We start from the raw sequence: 15,466 nt of genomic DNA, 5'->3' as shown, positions 1-15,466 counted from the left end.
TATTCTTACAAATCAGTGACGTTAAATAAGGTTTTAGCTGTGGGCTAAAACCTTTCTCTTTGTATCCGATGAAAAAAATTATGAGTCAGCACCCTATGTTTTGATGAAGATGCTTTTCTTACATGTAACGTTATCGGTCGTTATGAAAAAAAAACGGGGGGAAGCTGATATTCTTCCTTCCATTTCGTATTTCTTTTATTTGGCGGTAACGGGCTGTAATAAGCGAGAGCAGCTCTTTCATCAAGCTTTTGCTGTGGTGTTTTTTGTTTTGGGAGATTTGTAATCAACGGGATATCCACATGTTTTTTTATTCGGTTTAAATACGATTGTCCGGTTTTATTCATTCCTAAAATGCGGATATGATCCGCCTGGCTTGTCAGCAATGCTTCATTTGCTTCTGTTTTCGTAGTACCTGTTAACGTTTGGACAGCCAGCCGCTGCAGCCTTGTCCACGTATATCGTTTGGTTTTTAACGCGCTCATAAATGACTGAAAAGAATCATGTGTTTTAATAAATGATTGAAATCGGTGCTCAAGCCCTTCTTCCGCTTCATAGATTTGCTCGAGGTACGAGGGAGATAAAGTTAATGTTTTCGCTTGTAATAACGGGAAATATTGCTCCCAATCAAAAAAACTCGCCTGCTTTTTTAAATAAGTTTCCATTAGAATTCGTGTTGGAACGGGGATTGTATGTCCTATATCTCCTGGTTTTTCCCCTTGATCGATAAGAGACCGACGAATGCTGGTAGCGCTTGCAATCGATTTTTCAGAAATATGTTGATCGTGATAACCAGCTTTTGTGCGCCGGATGGTTTCTGGTTTAATAGAACTTTTTAAGTCGTGTACTGCTTGAATATAATGATATCCAAGTATATTGTTTGGCTGGGTTAAGTCTGGCCAATCTTTTTCTGGTTCAAGCTTTAAAAAAGCTAGAGAAACTGCTTTTGGATAGCTGTACCCTTCATAAATGAATTCTTTAATGTATTGATTGTATATTTTGTCGTTCGTTTGAAGGAATGCTAATACATCCAGAAATGGCTGGATATCGCCGTGTTCACTGCCAAAACAAAGAACATCAGCATCTAGGTGGTGCAAAACAGAGACAGCGCCTTTAGCAAACCAGCTGGCATGCTGACTTGAAAAAATATAAGGAAGTTCAACAACTAAATCAGCCCCGCCCTGAAGGGCCATTAACGTTCGTTCTCTTCTAGGCATAAGAGCAGGTTCGCCTCGCTGCAGAAAATAGCCGCTCATTACGCAAATGACAACATCTGCTTTTGTTTTCTCTTTTGAAGCTTGAAGGTGGTAGGCATGCCCATTATGAAATGGGTTATATTCTACAATTAAACCTAGTGCTTTCATAATTTCCTCCCTTTGTTTCATAATAAGATATAGGTATTTGATTAACACACACATCTTTCTCTTAAGAATGCAGCATGTTATGATATACTAACTGTTATATAAAAAAATAAACAATAATGCCCTGTCACTTTGACAGCGTCAGCACCTTCTACATGCTGAAGTGTGTGAGTAAGACGAAGTTCGTTTTATTACTATAGGAAAGTTTAACTTTGCTAAAGAATCAAAGTATATGGCCAGAAGGATTTGGCGGTAAGCCAAGTTCTTCTAACAGGACGCATATGCTTTTCATATCAGTATAATGTAAAGAAAAAATATTGACAAATAGATACATGGTGGATATAATTACTCTTGTTGCCTAGAGGTGATACCCGATGAAATGGAGTATACAACAACTTCTTGCTAAAAGGCATGAAGGTCTTACGGTGAACGAACAGGTAGATGTATCAGAATTAATAGATCGTGACCGGGAGATTCGAGATATCACGCCTGTAAAGGTTACAGGCAGTGCAGCATTTTCTGGTGAAACGGTCGCTTTTTATTTAAAGATTAAAGGATCGATGACTTTACCTTGTTCCCGTACGCTTGCCGATGTGGACTTTCCTTTTGATATAGAAGCAACGGAACGTTTTCGTTTAGATGGCATGCCTGTCGATGAAGAGGACATTTCTCTGCATGAACCGGAAAATGGTTACGTCGATCTGCTGCCGTATATTAAAGAAAATATTCTGCTTGAACTGCCGATTCAAATATTTGCGGAAGATATAGATGAAAAGGAATCACCTGCTCCGCAAGAAGGCAAGGATTGGGAAGTTATAAGCCAGCAGGCAGCGGAAAATCAAAAAGCAGAAAAACAAAATGAAGTTGATCCGAGAATGGCTGATCTAGCCAAATTTTTTGACAAAAAGAAATAACGAGGAACTCTTGTTGTGAAAAAATGCAACCCCGTAAAGGAGGTGGGAAGAATGGCAGTACCAAAAAGACGTACTTCTAAAACCCGCACAAGACAACGTCGCACGCACTACAAAGTTGAAGTGCCTGGAATGGTTAAATGTTCAGAGTGCGGCGAAATGAAGCTATCTCACCGTGTATGTAAGCATTGCGGTTCTTACAAAGGTGAAACGGTAGTGGAAAAGTAATAGTATGGTAAAAAAGCTGTTTTACAAGGGCTATTCCCCTTTGTAGAAACAGCTTTTTTTATATTTTAGGAGTGGTTAACTTTGTTAAAGGATTAAAGTATAAGCAAAACTACGACTTCCGCTATAGGACTCAGCGGCAAGCTGAGTTTTTCTAATATTTTAGAAAAGTTAAATTCTGCTATAGTTAAAAGTATATGAAATCACCAATGGCTGCGTTTGCCGCAGCCACGGCTTCGACCATTTAGACTTGGCGGTAAGCCGAGTTTTTAACAACAGCCTTATCTTAGTAAAAGGGGGAGAAACCAAGTGGGAAATAAGCTCAATCTGAAACGGACTGATTTTTTTACATATATTGAATTAAATCGGCCGGAAAAACGAAACGCAATAGATTACGAAGTCATAGAGCAATTACATGTCATGCTTGACGAAGTGAAGGAAAAACAAGAGGACAAGTGCCTGGTTATTACCGGTACAGGTGAAGATGCTTTTTGTTCGGGTGGAGATCTCTCCGTGTTTCATGAACTGTATACGAAAGAAGACGCTTACCAAATGCTTCATCAAATGAGCCGGGTACTGTTCAAATTGTATGCGCTTAATATACCAACAGTTGCCCTTTTAAATGGATTAGCTATAGGAGGCGGTGCAGAGCTTGCAACAGCTTGTGATTTTCGGCTTGCTGCTCCACAATCAAAAATTGGTTTTGTTCAAGGAAAGCTTGCTATAACGACAGGATGGGGAGGGGCTTCTATGCTAATGGAACGCCTTCGTCCAGAGGATGCGTTTGAGATGCTGTTGTCATGCCAAATATATTCCGCACAGCAAGCCAAAGAACTAGGCTTTGTCCAACAAGTATTAGGTAACAATGATGTAAAGACCGAAGCAGAGAATCATTTTTCGGCGTGGCGGAATGTGCCTTTACAAGTACTTAAAGCTTATAAACAACGAAAGCTTGATAGAACAAACCTTTCCTCCTTGAAAGGAAGGATTCAAAAAGAAGTAGAAGAATGCTCGATCCTTTGGGAGACTGATATTCATCATCAAGCAGTAGAGGTTTTTCGGCAGCGAAAACGATAAATATTTTCGATCTTTCCTTTCTTTTTCTTTAACTTGGAATATTTTTTTGTGAAGTAGGAGATAATCTTTTGATAGAGTCATTCTATCTTCTAGTTTTTAATCATAGAAATAAAGAAAAAGATCGGAGGGATCGTAATGGCATTACCACGTCAGGATGCTTGGTCTGCTGATGAAGATATCATGTTGGCAGAAATTGTTTTAAGACATGTAAGAGAAGGAAGTACACAGTTGGCAGCTTTTCAAGAAGCAGGTGAGAAACTTTCTAGAACAGCTGCAGCTTGTGGGTTTCGCTGGAATGCTTGTATTAGAAAAAAATATGAAGCAGCCATTGAATTAGCTAGAAAACATAAAGGAAATACAGAAAAAACATTTGCTTCCCCAGAAAAAGAGATTGAAAAACTAGTAGAAGAAGATACACAGACAAAAACATCGATGAAAAAAGAATCCCCGAATGTTCCTGCAGTACAAAAGAACTTAGAGCCGGCTAAAATGGCTGAAGAGTTAAAAAACATGGTTTCTTTTTTAAGGGAGCTATCTGATTACTTGGAAGAAAACGAAGCCCAACAAGCAGAACAGCTGCTTGAAAAAAAGAACGAACTGCAGCGTGAAAAAGAAAAACTTGATCAAGAACTAAATCAAGTTAAAAAAGATTTCAATCGATTAAAGGAAGATTACAAGGCGTTGTTAGAAGTCATGGAAAAAGCCAGAGCTCTGTCGGAAGGGGCCTTGCCTTATTTGAATGAAGACAAAGAGATGGAAGAAAGCGGCTAGATACAACCGATGGCAGATTCAAATAAAAGGAACCAGGGAGCATCTCTTATTTCATAGAATAATGTAGTGTAAACAGATCCAATATTCCCTGGTTCATTGATATTTTTATTATTCTGGGCCTAAATTTGTTGTGCCTACTGAACCCGGCTGTTCTTGAGCTTGCACTCCTGCTGGGTACCATACATATGGATTTTCTCCGCGGTCACGTTCAGGGTTATACTCAACAGACTCAAAGCCCATTTTCTCCCAAAAATTATCGGAACGCTGTCTGGCATTCGTCTTTACCGGGAGATTAAAACTTTTTGCAAAATCCACAAGTGATTTTCCAAACCCTTTGTTTCGATATGGCTGAAGGACCTCTAGTTTCCAGAGTTCTAAATAATCTTGAGGCGGTTCAAAGTAGCGATCAAATTTACTATGAATTTTGTATAAACACATTCTGGCAACGAGCCGGTCACCGTAATAAATACCATAAAAAGGGGACTCGCTGTCGTTTTCAATAATGTTTTCTTCTAACTCCTCTTTCATCGAAAGTTCTTGTGCTCCAATTTCTTTAAAGTTATTGAATTCTTCTAATGTTTTGTAGTTTACAAGTAAGCGCTTTACATGATGTGTACTCATATTAAGCCTCCTCTACTTAGATCTACCTCTATTGTACTATACCGTAAAACACTTTTGGTAAAAGATATCTTCACTTCAAATAGGCGCAATAATTTTAACTTTCAAACAGTCTTCCCCCTTGATTAATGAGTAATAGTCGTATATGCTGAATTTTAGAAAAACGCTTTTGCCCTGTTTAACCGTGAGCGGTTTTCCACGCGGTGCTTGGCAGGAGAGGGGAGTGTGTTTGATTTTGATTGATGTAATGGTTTTCTTATTCGCCACCATGATCACTCTCCCGTTTTTAGCCTGGTATATCGTATATATCATTACGGTAAAATGGACAAAAAGAAAAGGGAAAGCTATCCGGCTTGCTGCAGACTCATCTACTATTCTATTCATCGGTTCCGTCCATTTTCTCGCCAATGCCATATGGGGGGAGTCTTTTTTTTGGATTATTATAATTATTATTTTATTGATTGCTGCGATTTTTACAATTTTACATTACCGTTCTAGAGAAGAAGTCGAATTTGTAAAATTAATGAAAGGAATTTGGAGATTTAATTTTTTTCTTTTTTTTACAGCCTACTTTCTGCTCGCTTTCTATGGGTTGACGAGCTATTTATTTTCGGCTTTTCTTGCTTAAAACAACGTGATATTGTGATAAACAGAATAAGTTAACGCGGGTGAAGTAGAAAGGTTGGACCGTACATGGATGTTTTTGAATCGTATTTTCCTCATCCGAATTCTTTTGTAAGAGATTATAAAGAAAATGTTGAGCAGGCCGCATCGTTTTTCGATTATGGTTTGTCAGGTGATGAAATCCATCGCCGTTTTAAAGAATTAAAGGAAAGATCATTTGATAAAAAAGCACTATATCATCATTTGCATACATACAATAGTTCTTTTCTTTATAACGAAAAAGCCCTCGAAGAAATCGAGAAGCTTAAGGATTCAGATGCTGTTATGGTTGTAACCGGCCAGCAGGCAGGTCTTGCAGCTGGTCCTTTGTATACAATATCGAAAGCATTAACGACGCTAAAAGAAGCACAAAAACAAGAAAAGCGTCTAGGAATTCCGGTGCTCCCGGTTTTTTGGATAGCAGGGGAGGACCACGACTGGGAAGAAGTAAACCATATATTTCTTCCTGGGCCGGCCAGCCCAAAGAAATTTACATATAAAGGTTCGTATCGTCCGGGAGTTCCGGTGTCAGAGCAGCTTATGGAAGAAGATGCAATAATCAAATGGTGGAATGAATTGAAAGAATATCTGCCGGAGACCAATCATACAAAAGGCATTTACTATACCTTAAAAAAATTAGCCGGGCGTTCTTTTTATTACACAGATTTTTTTGGTGAAGTAATGCGCTGGCTTTTCAGGGATACTGGTCTAATTATGTTAGATGCTCATAATCCTGAACTGCGAGCGTTAGAAAAAGATACGTTTGCTTCTTTAATAAAAAATCATGAAACCGTGCAACAGGCAGTAGAATATGGAAGAAAGAATCGAGAGGCAGCCAAGTACCCGCTGCCGGAAGGGCTTCCCCAGAAAGGTCTTCACGTATTCTATCATTATCGCTCTCAAAGGCATTTATTATTTGAAAGAGACAGCCGGTCTTTTACTGATAAAAAAGGCCGTGGTGTGTTTTATAAAGAGGAATTACTTGATTCATTGTCTTCCTCTCCTGTTTCTTTTAGCACAAATGTATTTACACGACCGCTAATACAAGAAAAATTACTGCCGTTGCTAACTTTTGTAGCTGGCCCGGGTGAAATTAACTATTGGTCTATGCTGAAGCCGCTTTTTCACAGTTTTCATGTGAAAGTTCCGCCTGTTTTTCCGAGATACGAGTTTACGTTTATTCCCCGGAGAATTCAATCCATTTTACGAGATGAAAACCTTTCAGCGATCCAGTTTTTAAGCGGTGAAGCAGATAAAATAATCAATCAGCTTAAAGAGAGGGCAAAAAAAGTCGACGGCGGCGATATGGCAGAGGTTCTTCTAGCTGAAATTTCTCCCTATCATGCAAAGATGCGGGAGGAGTGGGAGCATTTAAATCCATCAGAAAAAAGTTTCGGTGACAAAAATTGGTTATTACTGAAAAAAAATATTATGGATTTAGCGAAAAAAATAGACGGATTCCAGGAGAACCAGGAAGAATGTCGCCTTCAAAAAATAAGAACAACGGCTCAAATTTTACGCCCTTTAGATAGGCCTCAGGAACGAGTTTTTAACATTTTATACTTTGTTAATAAATATGGCGATGATTTAGTATCAGCACTAAATGCTCTAGAATTTTATGGGAGTGATTTGCATAAAATAATTAATTTGTAAAAAAGGTGCAATTCATTAAAACTAAAGGCTGTTTTTGGAAGTCCCCTTCATAAGAAGGGGGCTTTTTTGTCGTGAAAAAATTTATAGAAAAAGTGGTACGAAGTGGGGGAATGTGGTAACTTAAATATAGAAAGTGGAGGAGGATGGTTCCGCAATGTTTATGGGGGAGTATCACCATAACGTGGATGATAAAGGAAGAATGATAATACCATCCCGATTTCGGGAAGGGCTGGGGGCTTCCTTCGTTATCACACGGGGAATGGATGGATGCTTATTTATTTACCCCATGGATGAATGGGAACGGCTTGAAAAGAAGCTTAAATCTCTTCCTTTTACAAAAAAAGATGCTAGAGCATTTACCCGCTTCTTCTTTTCAGGAGCGGCTGAATGCGAACTGGACAAACAAGGGAGGACAAGTATTCCCTCCACTTTGCGCCACTATGCTGGCCTGACCAAAGAATGTGTTGTTATTGGAGTGTCTACACGCGTGGAGATCTGGAGTAAAGAACGCTGGGATGAGTATTTTGAAGAGTCACAGGAATCTTTCTCAGAGATCGCAGAAAATATTGTAGACTTTGATTTTTAAAAAATGGTGAAAAGAGAAAAGATAACATAGAAACATAAAAAGGGGGGAAGCGCTTCGTTGGACTCGTTTAAGCACGATACCGTATTACTAGAAGAAGCAGTGGAAGGACTGGCAGTAAAGGATGGTACATACGTGGATTGCACCCTTGGCGGCGGCGGCCATAGTGAGGCCATTTTGCAGCGTTTAGAAGGAACAGGTCATTTATATGCCTTTGACCAAGATGAAACAGCCATTTACCATGCAGAAGATCGCTTAAATAATTACAGCAGTTCTGTTACGTTCATTCACTCGAATTTCGAAAAGATAAAAGAAAAACTTCAAGAAAAAAATGTAACAGGAATTGATGGAGTATTATTTGACCTTGGCGTTTCCTCTCCGCAATTTGATCATGCAGAACGAGGATTCAGTTATCGTTTTGATGCTTCTCTTGATATGCGGATGAATCAAAATCAAGAGCTGACCGCCAGAGAGATAATTAATCATTGGAGTTTTGAGGATTTGGCCTATATTATCTCAAGATACGGAGAAGAAAAATTTGCGAAACAAATCGCAAGAAAAATTGAGGCTGCAAGAGCTCAAAAACCTATTGAAACGACGTTTGAATTAACAGATATTATTAAAGAGGCTATTCCTGCTCCAGCGAGAAGAAAAGGAGGGCATCCTTCAAAGCGTACTTTTCAGGCTGTTCGAATGGCAGTTAATGATGAATTGAAGGTGTTTGAAAGGGCGTTAAAAGATGCAATTTCCCTTTTAAACAGCGGTGGGCGCATCTGTGTAATCACCTTTCATTCCTTAGAAGACAGGATTTGTAAACAAGTATTTAAAAAGGAAAGCAGTCCGCCTGATCTGCCAAAAGGGTTACCTGTCATCCCGGATGAAGCGGCACCTAACTTAAAGCTTATTACAAGAAAACCTATTCTGGCAGACGAGTCAGAATTAAAAGAGAACAACCGTGCTCATTCTGCTAAATTGAGAATTGCGGAAAAACGTTAGGGGGAAGGTAATATGGATAATCTGGCCCGTCAACTTCAGCGCCAAAAACAAGAGAAACAAGTTGTACAGCAGCAAGTGCAGCAACATTCAATTCAGAGAAAAGTAACGAAAGGAGAGAAACTGATTATTACAGGCATGCTGGTGGCTGTGATAACAGCTTCCCTTCTTGTTGTTACGAATTATGCAAACATATACGCTCAAGAACGACAAATTTCATCTTTAAACCATTCAATCAATCAACAATCTGATATAAATAAAAGCCTTGAATTAGAAGTATCAGAATTGAGCGCTCCAGATCGCATTATGCACTATGCTAAAGAGGAGCTTGGAATGGAACTCAATGATGATAAAGTGAAAGTTATTCAAAACTCAAGGCCTTAACAATAATATAAGTAAATCTTGGGGGTCGGCCGAAAGTAGCAATTACTACTGGCCGCCCCTTTTAAGGTGAAAGGAAAACAACGAGGACATTTACATCTACAGGTGGTGATTAATTTGGCGCAAACTCGGAAAACCATTATAAAAAGAGCATTATTATTAATGGTTCTTATATCTTTGTTTTTTTTAATATTTGCCGGACGAGTGGTGTACGTGCAAGTAGCAAAAGAAGTGAAAGGACAGGATTTACAGGCAATGGCAGAGTCACGTTGGACGACGACTCAGACTTTGCATGGGGAACGGGGTACAATATTTGATCGTAAAGGAGGAGCACTTGCTGAAGAAGTGCAGTCATATACTGCATTTGCAGTGCTCGATGAAAATTATGAAGAACATGTAGAAGAGCCTGAAGAAACAGCAGAAAAGCTGGCACCGTTAATTGATATAGAAAAAAAGGATTTAATCGACCTTTTAACACGAGAGGAAGTATTTCAGGTAGAGCTGGGACCGGGTTCGAAATACTTAACCTTATCTGAAAAACAGGAGATCGAGGAATTAGAACTTCCTGGAATACACTTTCGTACAGAAGAACAGAGGTATTATCCTAATCAAACGTTTGCCTCTCATGTATTAGGGTATACCGAAAGAGATATGAGTGAAGCAAGAATGGGATTAGAAAAAGGATTGGACGAACGCCTGTCTCCTACAGATGGTTCTTTGTCATATAAGCGTAATGTGAAAGGAATTCCTTTATTTGATAAACAGGAAGTTCTCCAGGAGCCAATAGACGGGGAAGACGTATACCTTACGATTGACTCGAATATTCAAACCGCATTGGAACAAGCGATGACAGAGGTTGAAGAAGAATATGAGCCAAATAAAATGACAGCTATCGTAGCGAATGCTGAAACAGGAGAAATTCTTGGGATGAGCAACCGTCCAAGCTTTAATCCAAATGAATATGAATCCATTACCAATTATACGAATTATGCCATTTCAGACCGGATTGAACCGGGGTCTACCATGAAAATGTTCACCTTGGCAGCTGCAATAGAAGAAGGAGTATATAATGGAGAAGAGACATATGAATCAGGCACTTATGATATTGGAAGCACCACAATAGGAGATCATAATAATAACAAAGGCTGGGGTGAAATTACGTACGATGAAGGCCTTGAACGCTCTTCTAATGTAGCGTTTGCTAAGCTAGCTCTAGAAAAGTTAAAGCCAGAGAGGCTGTATAATTACCTTGAAGCATTTGGATTCAGAGAGACAACTGGAATTGACCTGCCAAATGAAGCTAACAGCAGTATTGCAGAGTCAAGTGAATTGGATGCGGCTGTTACTGCTTTTGGCCAGGCAACAGCAGTAACTCCGATTCAAATGGTAAAAGCAGCTACAGCCATAGCTAATGATGGAGAAATGGTGGATCCATATATTATCGACAAAATCTATAATTCTAGTGATCAAACGTATACCTATGAATCTGCCCCGGAAAGTGCTGGTAATCCAATTAGTAAAAAAACAGCAGCAGAAGTGAGAAAAAAACTAGAGAGAGTAGTAACCTCTGAAAATGGAACAGGGCGTCCGTTCTATATAGATGGAATTGACGTAGCCGGAAAAACAGGAACGGCACAAATCAGTAATCCTGAGGGTGGAGGCTATATTTCCGGACATAACCAGAATATTTTCTCTTTTATGGGCATGGCCCCGGCAGATGATCCGAGTATTATTGTATATGTTGCGGTTGACCGCCCTAAGTTAGAAGGGCATGAAGCCGGTTCCGCTCCAGTTGCTGCAATATTTAATCCTGTTATGAAACAAAGTTTGTCTTATATGAACCTGACTCCACAAGATGTAGAAGACGAAGATGTATATGAAGAAGAGGGTATTGAAGCTAAATCGTATGTTGATCAGTCAATGAATGAAGCAGTTCATGAATTAGAAGAATTTGGACTTGAACCGGTTGTGCTTGGTGATGGCAGCACGGTTGTTGATCAATATCCAGCAGAAGGTGAACCGTTAATTATAGGAGAAAAAGTATTTTTACGCACCGATGGTGAAGTGAAGATGCCAGACTTAGGAGGATGGTCTCTGCGAGATGTGAAGAGGATGAGCGATTTGCTCGGTTTATCACTGCACCATATTGGTTCTGGTTATGTGACTGACCAAAGTGTTGAACCAGGAGCTTCTGTACAAAAAGAAGGTTACGTAACCGTAGAGTTAAATACACCTTCCCAAATTAGAGAAAATCAAGAGGAAGAAAGTGTCGAACAACCGTCTGAAGAAGGACAAGCTGAAGAAGAAACAGGTGAAGATATACAACGAAGAGATTGATAGAAAAAAAGCCTGAATTTGTGACCGTTCTTATAAAAAAGAAACAAGCATAAGGTGTAAAGAGGCAGATATTTTTCTTTTTACTATCAACCTTATGGTGGTGTTTCGGACATGCGCGTATCATTTGTAACGGTTAGAAAAAGACTTTTTTTTGTACTCATTGCAGGCGGGCTTGCAATAATGATTCTTCTCATACGCCTTGGCTATGTTCAATTTTCCATGGGAGAGTGGCTGACTGAATTAGCAGAGGATTCTTGGAGCAGAGATGTTCCATTTGAAGCAGAACGCGGGGAGATTATTGATCGGAATGGAGAAGTTCTTGCAACAAATGTAAGTGCCCCTTCCGTTTTGGCTGTGCCAAGACAAATTGAAGACCCGGACGATGCCGCACAAAAGCTAGCAGAAGTACTCGGTGTGAGCGTTGAGAAAGCCCATGGGTGGGTTACCCAAAATGAACGGATGGTCCGCCTTACCCCTGAAGGACGAAAAATCAGCAAAGAAAAAGCAAAAGAAGTAAGAGACCTTGAAATAGAAGGGATTTATATTGCAGAAGACAATAAACGCCACTATCCGAAAGGGAAATATCTTTCCCACGTTCTTGGTTTCGCGGGGATTGACAACCAAGGACTGACAGGGATTGAACAATATTATGATGAGAAGTTAAAAGGTGTACCAGGACGAGTGTCCTTCTTTTCGGATGCAAAAGGCCAGCGTATGCAGGGCATGGCAGATCAGTACAAACGTCCAGAAAAAGGGGAAAATTTAAGGTTAACAATTGATTCTAGAGTCCAGACTATAATAGAGAGAGAACTCGATATAGCAGAGGCAACATATGATCCGGACGGAGCACTTGCCATAGCAATGGACCCGGATTCGGGCGAGATTTTAGGAATGAGCAGCCGGCCTGATTTTCATCCAGAAGAATACAGGGAAGTTCCGCCGGAAATCTATAACCAGAATAAGCCGGTTTGGTCCCAGTATGAACCGGGTTCTACGTTTAAGATCATTACACTTGCAGCAGCATTAGAAGAAGGCAAGGTCGACCTTGAGCATGATCATTTCCACGATCCGGGCTATATTGAAGTAAACGGAACGAAGCTTCGCTGCTGGAAGAAAGGCGGCCACGGTGAGCAGTCATTTTTAGAAGTTGTTCAAAACTCCTGCAACCCTGGCTTTGTCGTATTAGGAGAGAGGCTTGGGAAGGAAACGCTATTTGACTACATTGAAAATTTTGGGTTTGGGCAAAAAACTGGCATCGACCTGCAGGGAGAGGGAAAGGGTATTTTGTTTGATGAAGAAAATGTCGGGCCGCTTGAGCTAGCGACAACCGCATTCGGTCAAGGCGTTTCGGTTACCCCGCTGCAGCAAGTGGCGGCTGTATCGGCAGCTGTGAACGGCGGATATTTGTATGAACCTCATTTAGCAAAAGAATGGCTGGACCCCGTTACCGGACAGGTGAAAGAGTCTCATCCTCCTGTTATGAAAAAACGGGTCATTTCTGAGGACACCTCAGCAGAAGTTAGAAATGCTTTAGAGCACGTCGTAGCTAAAGGTACAGGAAAAGGAGCATTTGCGGACGGGTATAGAGTCGGCGGGAAAACAGGTACAGCTCAAAAAGCAGTAGGTGGTAAATATTTAGAAAATAACCATATCGTATCTTTTATTGGATTTGCGCCTGCAGACGATCCGGAAATTGTCGTCTATACAGCGATCGACAATCCAAAGGACACGCTGCAGTTTGGTGGTATTGTAGCTGCTCCGATTGTTGGAAACATTATAGAAGATAGTTTAACGGTAATGGGAGTAGAAAGAAGAAGCGAGCAAATTGAAAAAGATTTAGCTTGGAATGATGATGTGCTTATGGAAATGCCTGATATGACCGGGTTAACGTTAAAAGAGCTTCATGATGCTTATTATCCGCTTAATATTGAAACAGAAGGTGAAGGGCCTGTAATTGTTTCTCAGTCTCCGAAAGCAGGGGAAAAAGTGAAAGAAGGTGCAACAATTAGACTTTACCTTGGTGACAAAACAGATTCTTCCGATTAAAATAGAAAGGACGTCTTTTGAAAGCCGGCTGCTTTCCATTACGGTTCAGCCGGTATCCTATCTTTATATGCGCTTTTCTAATACTTTAGGAATGTTTAACTTTGTTAAAGGATCAAAGTATAAGTAAGACTACGTCTTCGGCCATTTTGACTTGGCGGTAAGCTACGTTTTTCTAATAAGATAGGAAAGTATAAAATTTTGCGCTTTGGTGTCGAGCTTCAGCGCCCAGCCTCTCGGGGTTAAATAACCTCCAGTCATTAAAGGCAAAGAGCGCCTTTATTGCCTGGAGAACATTTACCTGTCAAGGCTGACAAGGGTGCTTGCGCTTTTCTTACTATTTTATGTTTCAGGAGAGATTTACAATGAAAAAATTAAAAGACTTAACAAGTCATTTGCTTGATGAAAAAATAATACCTAATGAAAATCCATCTATTACTTCTATACATATGGATTCCCGTGAAGTAAAAAAAGGCGGCTTGTTTTTTTGTATTCGAGGCTATACCGTAGATGGCCATCAATTTGCCGAGCAGGCAGAAAAACAAGGAGCCAGCGCTATCGTAGCCGAAGAAAAACTTAATGTTAGTATTCCCGTAGTCCTCGTTAAAGATTCAAAACGAGCAATGGCCATAATGGCAAATATGTTTTTTGACCACCCGACTACCAAGTTCCGTTTAATTGGAATCACTGGAACGAACGGAAAAACAACCACCAGCCATTTAGTTGTAACAATTTTACAAGAAGATAAGCGTAATACGGGTTTGATCGGCACCATGTATACAAAAATTGGTGCAAAGAAAGCTGAAACGAAAAATACCACGCCAGAATCACTGCCATTGCAAGAGCTGTTTTCAGAAATGGCCTCTTCACAAGTCGACAGTTGTGTAATGGAAGTGTCATCACATGCCCTTGATCTTGGCCGAGTGAGAGGCAGTGATTTTAATACAGCCGTCTTTACAAATCTGACAAAGGATCATTTAGATTATCATCAAACAATGGAAGCATATAAACAGGCCAAGGGTCTCTTGTTTTCTCAGCTTGGAAACACGTATGATGGAGAGCGCAAAACAGCCGTCCTGAATGCAGATGATGCTGCTTCGGAGGATTTTGAAAAAATGTGTGCTGCTCCTGTTCTTACATACGGAATTGATCAGACAAGTGACATTCAAGCATTAGATGTAAACATTTCGCCGGCTGGCACGACGTTTACCTTGGTAACACCGTGGGGAGAGAGAGAAATTGAACTTTCTTTAATTGGCCGTTTCAGTGTTTACAATGCGCTTGCTGCTGCTGGTGCTTGTTTGGCAGAAGGGGTTGGGCTTGACACAATAAAAAATGCTTTGAGTAAAGTAAGCGGAGTAGCTGGTCGTTTTGAACCAGTCGATGCTGGTCAGCCATATGCTGTTATTGTTGATTATGCACATACACCAGATAGTTTGGAAAATGTGTTACAAACGTTACAGGATATGGCAAATGGCAGCATTTATGTGATTGCAGGATGCGGAGGAGACCGAGATGCATCCAAGCGGCCCGAAATGGCTAAAATTGCTGTGAGATACAGTCATCATGCAATTTTCACATCTGATAATCCAAGAAATGAAGATCCTAAGCAAATTCTTGATCAAATGGTAAGCGGGGTGCAGCAAAAGGATGATTATACCGTTATTGCGGACCGAAGAGAAGCGATTCGTTATGCTGTTGAACGAGCAAACGACAATGATGTTATTTTAATTGCTGGAAAAGGCCACGAAACCTACCAAGTGATCGGAGAAAACGTGTTAGACTTCGATGATCGGAAAGAAGCAGAAAAAGCCATCATAGATATAAAACAAGGCAGACAATAAGAAAGGAGG

At 40.2% G+C, this 15,466-nt stretch carries 14 protein-coding genes; 12 read left to right on the top strand and 2 right to left on the bottom strand.

The genetic code is table 11. The features are described 5' to 3' along the window. Window positions 1–140: 140 nt before the first annotated feature. Window positions 141–1,361, bottom strand: a complete 1,221-nt coding sequence (locus CEF16_RS06170; RefSeq protein ID WP_091582803.1) for a nucleotidyltransferase — start codon at window positions 1,359–1,361, stop codon at window positions 141–143. A 371-nt stretch (window positions 1,362–1,732) separates the two neighbouring features. Between CEF16_RS06170 and CEF16_RS06165 the strand changes: the two genes are divergently transcribed. The 4 genes from CEF16_RS06165 to CEF16_RS06150 all read left to right on the top strand — a co-directional run bounded on the left by CEF16_RS06165 (window position 1,733) and on the right by CEF16_RS06150 (window position 4,342). Then, window positions 1,733–2,272, top strand: a complete 540-nt coding sequence (locus tag CEF16_RS06165; protein ID WP_091582806.1) for a YceD family protein — start codon at window positions 1,733–1,735, stop codon at window positions 2,270–2,272. A 51-nt stretch (window positions 2,273–2,323) separates the two neighbouring features. Further along, the gene (rpmF, locus tag CEF16_RS06160) at window positions 2,324–2,497 is read left to right on the top strand and encodes a 50S ribosomal protein L32 (protein WP_091582809.1); all 174 of its coding nucleotides are present in this window, start codon (window positions 2,324–2,326) and stop codon (window positions 2,495–2,497) included. Between the two features lie 306 nt (window positions 2,498–2,803). Further along, the gene (locus tag CEF16_RS06155; protein WP_091582812.1) at window positions 2,804–3,571 is read left to right on the top strand and encodes an enoyl-CoA hydratase/isomerase family protein; all 768 of its coding nucleotides are present in this window, start codon (window positions 2,804–2,806) and stop codon (window positions 3,569–3,571) included. Between the two features lie 135 nt (window positions 3,572–3,706). After that, window positions 3,707–4,342, top strand: coding sequence for an RsfA family transcriptional regulator (locus tag CEF16_RS06150; RefSeq protein ID WP_139185918.1), 636 nt, complete (start codon window positions 3,707–3,709; stop codon window positions 4,340–4,342). 108 nt (window positions 4,343–4,450) lie between these two features. Here CEF16_RS06150 and CEF16_RS06145 read toward each other — a convergent pair whose 3' ends face one another. Further along, a complete protein-coding gene (locus CEF16_RS06145) occupies window positions 4,451–4,963 on the bottom strand; it encodes an N-acetyltransferase (protein WP_091582814.1) in 513 nt (170 codons plus the stop codon). Window positions 4,964–5,189: 226 nt separating this feature from the next. Between CEF16_RS06145 and CEF16_RS06140 the strand changes: the two genes are divergently transcribed. The 8 genes from CEF16_RS06140 (at window position 5,190) to CEF16_RS06105 (ending at window position 15,457) form a co-directional block, all read left to right on the top strand. Then, a complete protein-coding gene (locus CEF16_RS06140) occupies window positions 5,190–5,588 on the top strand; it encodes a DUF3397 domain-containing protein (RefSeq protein ID WP_245917776.1) in 399 nt (132 codons plus the stop codon). 65 nt (window positions 5,589–5,653) lie between these two features. Next, the gene (bshC, locus tag CEF16_RS06135) at window positions 5,654–7,276 is read left to right on the top strand and encodes a bacillithiol biosynthesis cysteine-adding enzyme BshC (protein ID WP_091582817.1); all 1,623 of its coding nucleotides are present in this window, start codon (window positions 5,654–5,656) and stop codon (window positions 7,274–7,276) included. A 154-nt stretch (window positions 7,277–7,430) separates the two neighbouring features. Further along, a complete protein-coding gene (gene mraZ, locus CEF16_RS06130) occupies window positions 7,431–7,862 on the top strand; it encodes a division/cell wall cluster transcriptional repressor MraZ (RefSeq protein ID WP_091582820.1) in 432 nt (143 codons plus the stop codon). 57 nt (window positions 7,863–7,919) lie between these two features. Continuing rightward, window positions 7,920–8,855 (top strand): 16S rRNA (cytosine(1402)-N(4))-methyltransferase RsmH, encoded by a 936-nt coding sequence (gene rsmH / locus CEF16_RS06125; RefSeq protein WP_091582822.1) that lies wholly within the window; start codon window positions 7,920–7,922, stop codon window positions 8,853–8,855. A gap of 12 nt (window positions 8,856–8,867) precedes the next feature. Beyond that, window positions 8,868–9,236 carry a cell division protein FtsL gene (gene ftsL / locus CEF16_RS06120; RefSeq protein ID WP_091582825.1) on the top strand — a complete coding sequence of 123 codons (369 nt, stop codon included), beginning with the start codon at window positions 8,868–8,870 and terminating at the stop codon, window positions 9,234–9,236. A gap of 105 nt (window positions 9,237–9,341) precedes the next feature. After that, complete coding sequence (locus CEF16_RS06115) at window positions 9,342–11,570, top strand: penicillin-binding protein (RefSeq protein ID WP_245917974.1); 2,229 nt, start codon at window positions 9,342–9,344, stop codon at window positions 11,568–11,570. A 111-nt stretch (window positions 11,571–11,681) separates the two neighbouring features. Continuing rightward, entirely contained in the window at window positions 11,682–13,616 is a 1,935-nt protein-coding gene (locus CEF16_RS06110) for a stage V sporulation protein D (protein WP_091582828.1), read from the top strand. Window positions 13,617–13,978: 362 nt separating this feature from the next. Then, complete coding sequence (locus CEF16_RS06105) at window positions 13,979–15,457, top strand: UDP-N-acetylmuramoyl-L-alanyl-D-glutamate--2,6-diaminopimelate ligase (protein WP_091582830.1); 1,479 nt, start codon at window positions 13,979–13,981, stop codon at window positions 15,455–15,457. Window positions 15,458–15,466: the final 9 nt, after the last annotated feature.

It is taken from the genome of Alteribacillus bidgolensis (assembly GCF_002886255.1).
GTDB classification, from domain to species: Bacteria; Bacillota; Bacilli; order Bacillales; family Marinococcaceae; genus Alteribacillus; species Alteribacillus bidgolensis.
This window is presented reverse-complemented; position numbering and strand designations above follow the sequence as displayed.